General features: G+C 31.7%; 3 protein-coding genes. All 3 read right to left on the reverse strand.

Features of this window, described 5'->3' with window-relative positions; all coding sequences use genetic code 11:
• Window positions 1-1,796 (reverse strand): oligoendopeptidase F (gene pepF / locus JJE11_RS14790; protein WP_291636960.1); only part of this gene is annotated, 1,796 nt, incomplete at its 3' end.
• A 189-nt stretch (window positions 1,797-1,985) separates the two neighbouring features.
• Window positions 1,986-2,822, reverse strand: a complete 837-nt coding sequence (locus JJE11_RS14795; protein WP_291636962.1) for a YjjW family glycine radical enzyme activase — start codon at window positions 2,820-2,822, stop codon at window positions 1,986-1,988.
• Complete coding sequence (locus JJE11_RS14800; RefSeq protein WP_291636964.1) at window positions 2,815-4,308, reverse strand: YjjI family glycine radical enzyme; 1,494 nt, start codon at window positions 4,306-4,308, stop codon at window positions 2,815-2,817. Before JJE11_RS14800 ends, JJE11_RS14795 begins: the two co-directional genes overlap by 8 nt.
• Between the last annotated feature and the right edge of the window lie 442 nt (window positions 4,309-4,750).

Raw genomic sequence — 4,750 nt, forward strand, 5'->3', positions numbered from 1 at the left:
ATCTCTTTTTCAAGCATCCCTAAAAGCTCATCGAATCTTCTTATAGTATCCTCTAGAGGTTTTGGTGATGACATATCTACCCCTGCCTTTTTAAGTATATTTATTGGGTAGTCACTCCCCCCACTCTTTAGGAATCCTATATATCGCTCTACAGCACTTTCGCCTTCTTCAACTATCATTTTACTAAAAGAATTAGCTGCTGCAAACCCTGTAGTGTATTGATATACATAAAAATCGTTGTAAAAATGAGGAATTCTTGACCATTCCATATCTATTCCTTCATCTACCACCATTTCAGGTCCAAAATATTTTACGTTTAGTTCATGATAAATTTTACATAAATCCTCTGGAGATAGTGGATTGCCCTGTTCAATACTTTCATGGGTTATTTTTTCAAACTCAGCAAACATACATTGCCTAAAGACCGTAGTTCGTATTCCTTCTAATTGTTGATTTATTAAAAATAATCTTCTCTTTTTATCACTCTCATTTTTAATTAAATAATCTATTAATAAACATTCATTAGTTATAGATGCTACTTCTGCACAGAATAACTCATACTGAGAATATATATATGGTTGATTCTTCCTTGAATAATATGAATGAATAGAGTGTCCCATTTCATGAGCAAGAGTAGATACATCATTCAATTGGTAATTATAATTTAAAAGTACATATGGCATACTGTCATAGCATCCCCAAGAATATGCCCCCGAACGTTTACCCTTATTTTCAAATACGTCTACCCATCCTTCACTAATTCCTTCTTTAAATATATCCAAATACTCTTTCCCGAGTGGCTTAATACCATCGAGTGCTATTTTAACACCATCTTCATACTTAATATGATCTATTGCTGTATCAACTATAGGAACATATAAATCATACATATGAATTTCATCAAGCCCCAACAGTTTCTTTTTAACGCTTACATACTTATGAAGAGAAGATAAATTGTTATTAATAGTATCCACAACATTTTGATAAACCTCTAATGGAATATTATTGGGTTTTAAAGAACTTTCTAATGAAGAAGCATACTTTCTTGTTTTGGAATTAAATATAAAGTTCTTTATTGAAGATGTTAAAGATGTTGTTAAAGTATTTTTAAATCCTTTATATGTTCCAAATAATGCATCAAAGGCATCTTTTCTTACTCTTCTATCCTTTGATTTAATAAAACTACTGTAGCTGCCTTCTGTAAGCTCTGCCTCATTACCTTTTTCATCTTTTATACTTGGGAATGTCATGTCTGCATTTGTAAGCATTCCAAATATATTTCCTGGTGCATTTAAACAATCACTAACGGATGCCAGAAGCTTTTCTCCCTCTGCACTTAATGTGTGAGGCTTTTGAATTAGAATGTCTTTCAAATAAAATTCATATACTTTAAGCTCCGGAAGCGTGCAAATTGCCTCATCTACAGCTCTCTCTGGTAGTGATAATAGTTCAGGTACAAAAAATGATGTATAACTATAAGCTTCTGCTGCATAAGCATCAACCTTATTTTTAATCACCTGGAACTCAGCCTTAGCTGTATCCTCATCCCCTCTTAAATGTGCATATACAAGCAATTTATCTAAAAGTCTTTGAATCTCTATATTGCTTTCCAAAAATGATAACAACTCTTCAGGCTTACCTAGTTTCCCTGAAAATCTTACCATCTTTGGTGCTTTAGATTTTAGTATTTTAAAATCTTCTTCCCACGCCGCAGAACTCTTATACATCTTTTCAACAGTCCACTTATACTTGCTATCAATTTCGTCTCTCTTTTTAAGTTTTTTAACTTCACTCACTAATATTTCCTTCTTTCTTTTATAAATTAAATTCGACTTTGGTGAATTCATCTACTTTAGTAAACTTATCTACTTTAGTAGATTAAAAAATAACATAATATAACTATATTATCCTATAGTTGATAAAATAACCACAAAATAAAAAACCTCATATTTTGCGAGGTTTTTAGTAAAGCATTGGTCAATAATCTATACTATAACTATATTTTTGCAACCATTATTCTCAGCTACCCCACCTAATTCCTTCATAATTTTATCATCTGGTGTGTAACTGTTTATAATTCCAGGTCGTACACCAATCTGCCTATATTTTATAAGTTTATATCTTATATCTGGGTTTAAGGAGGCAATAAGCTTACTAATTTCATCTACATTATTATAATTTTCTAAAACATCTGGTACAATGACCGTTCTAATTTCATAAATTTTATTTAGATTAGCTAAATATTTTACATTTTCTATAACAGTAGTGTTTCCCATACCTGTAAGCTTCTTATGTTCCTCATTATTATAAGATTTTATATCTACCATTGCCATATCCATAATTTCCACAAGATCCTTATGTTCCCATTGTGGCACCGAACCATTAGTATCCACAAAACATGTTAGCCCCATCTTTTTAACTTCTCTAAATAGCTGCGTTAAAAACTCACTTTGTAGGGTGCATTCACCGCCTGAAACTGTAATCCCTGAAATGAAAAATCTGTATTTTTCTATTTCGCTTAGCACTTCTTCTACACTCATGCTTTGTGCTTTAGGGGAACTGAGTCGCGTGCAAACCTTAATACATTCATCACATTTACTACAGATTGTTTTATCCCATACTACATGCGACTCCTTAAATTGTAGTGCCCCGTAATGGCAAGCACTCACACATTCCCCGCAGTTATTACAAACATTTATAGTTTCTGGATTATGACAATAAGAACAATTAAAATTGCACCCTTGCAGAAATATAGCAGTCCTGTTTCCCGGGCCATCCACAGAGCTAAATGGAATAATTCGGTTAACAAGTCCCTTAATCATTTTTTCTTATCTTTCGTTCATATACTCTTTGATTTTTAACTGATCCAAGCCCTAATGCTACAGTATCCTGTAATACCTGCTGCCCAGCTTCTAATTTTTTAATATCTGATCTCTTTACAAGATACCCCGTAATTCTTATTACATCACAATCACTAGCATACGCTGAAAAATACCTCATTTTATTTTTGAAAGCACCTTTGATAATATCTAGCAAGTACTCTGGGTTACTTTTAACTGTACTATCAAAATTAAATACATCACCTATTCCTGAAGGGAAGAACTTATGGAATTTAGCTGCCTCTATTATATGTTGTGGGAGCTCAGGTTCATCTCCAATTGGAATCCTACACCCTGGACTTGTTCCCACATCAGAATCAATACCTACTTGAGCATGCAATAGATATTTACCTTTAGATATAGTACAATGTGGATCATTGTATTTATTAACCTCAGCTTCTAACTTTTCAATAATTTTATAGCCGAGTGCATTAGCTGTATCGCTATGCCCAAATCTATTTTCGAGCTTAGTAGCGTCAATAAAATAATTTACACATTCAGCAAGTCCAAACATGCCAAACATACCCGTGAAATTATCTTTGCTAATTAATCCTTCTTTTACTAAGAAATTAGTCTCAAAAAAACCGCTTTCTTCAACTATAAATCTAATTCGCTCCTGCATATAACCAGCCATTTTCTGCACTGCATCCGGCAATATCACATTTATAAATTCATCTTCATTTTCCGCTTTTTTAGCAAGTCCAACTAAATTTAATCTAGATAGTGTGTAACTTCCACCACCTATAGTTAATCCATTGTAACAACTAGCTATAGCATAATTTCCATCAAATTCTTCGAAAAACATCTCATGGTTGGCAAAGCTAGGTTTCGCCGTTATTAAAGCAGTATTAATTGCATCGATAGCAAAATCATCTGGTGTATCAGTACTATATTTTAAAGTTAAGTTAGGAATAGCATTTTGCAGTTGTCTCTCTGCTCTTAATATTAATCTTCCTGCTTTACTATCTTTTGGTCCTATATTTGCGTGACAAAAGGAATCCGTTATGGTCCTATCTATATGTGTTAAAAACAATTTTATAGCGTGAAAAGCTTCCTCTTCATCTACCACAAAAGGTTCTAAAAGGCAATCAATATTCCCTATATATACTGGAAATGAAGTAATTGATGGTACATGCCTGTATAATATTAATAAACTATTTGTAGCCTCCCAAATATCCTTTGGTGGTGTGAGTCCTAAAAACTCACTTCCATTTTTCATAAATTTCTCGTAATTCGGAACTATATACCTAGGCCTATAAGGCGCATGACCTTCGAAAAGATCACAAATTATTCCCTCATCACGAAGTTTCTGAGTATCTCCTTCAATGTTAAGAACATCTATACTATTTTCCGCTGCTCTAGCAAGAGTTAGTACCTTTTGTTCATAGGTTAAAGTCCCATTTTTAATAATTTCTAAAATGTTGTCCATTATAACACCACTCCATTTAATTATTTTAACCACATTTTTAAATGGGTTGTTTAACATATAAATATATTAATTTATTATATGCTGTTAATTATATTTTATATTTATTCATCTGTTTTTGCAACGGTTTTCTAGGTTAATTGATAAATATTATTTAATGATTATAATTATTTTACATCTTTTAATAATAGACTATATTAATATTGAGTAGTATGAGTTACATAAATTATTGTATTTTATGTTATAATTTACTATATAATCGAACTATAATTTAGTAAAAATCACTCTATGGAGGTTAAAAATAATGAAAAAAATATATACCTTAATAATAGGTTTTTTACTGATATTCGCAAGTTTATTAATGACTTTTATAAATGTTAATTATGATTTATCTGAATTTAAGATTAGTATAAAATCTTCATTAGGGCAGCACCTTACATTAAAG

Source organism: Clostridium sp., assembly GCF_016650095.1.
GTDB lineage: Bacteria > Bacillota > Clostridia > Clostridiales > Clostridiaceae > Clostridium_AD.